Raw genomic sequence first — 307 nt, 5'->3', positions numbered from 1 at the left:
CACCAAGATGGACCAGGACGAGCTGATCAAGGAAGGTCACTACTCTGCCTTCGGCACTGCCGGTGCCCGTACAGAAATGCCCGGCTGCTCGCTGTGCATGGGTAACCAGGCTCAAGTGCGTGAAGGTGCGACTGTCATCTCGACTTCCACTCGTAACTTCCCCAACCGTCTGGGCAAGAACACCAACGTGTATCTGGGCTCGGCCGAACTGGCAGCCATCGCTTCGCGTCTGGGTTACCTGCCTTCCAAGGAAGAGTATCTGAAGGAAATGGGCGTGATCGATGCCGACAAGGCCTCCGTCTACCGC

Annotated in this window: 1 protein-coding gene; it reads left to right on the top strand. The window is 58.3% G+C overall.

Features of this window, described 5'->3' with window-relative positions; all coding sequences use genetic code 11:
- Window positions 1-7: 7 nt before the first annotated feature.
- Window positions 8-307, top strand: a 300-nt coding sequence (locus DNI29_RS25415; protein ID WP_238388209.1) for an aconitase family protein, incomplete at its 3' end; no start/stop codon positions are given.

Origin of the sequence: Hymenobacter sediminis (assembly GCF_003231285.1) — a bacterium.
Lineage (GTDB): Bacteria > Bacteroidota > Bacteroidia > Cytophagales > Hymenobacteraceae > Hymenobacter > Hymenobacter sediminis.
This window is presented reverse-complemented; position numbering and strand designations above follow the sequence as displayed.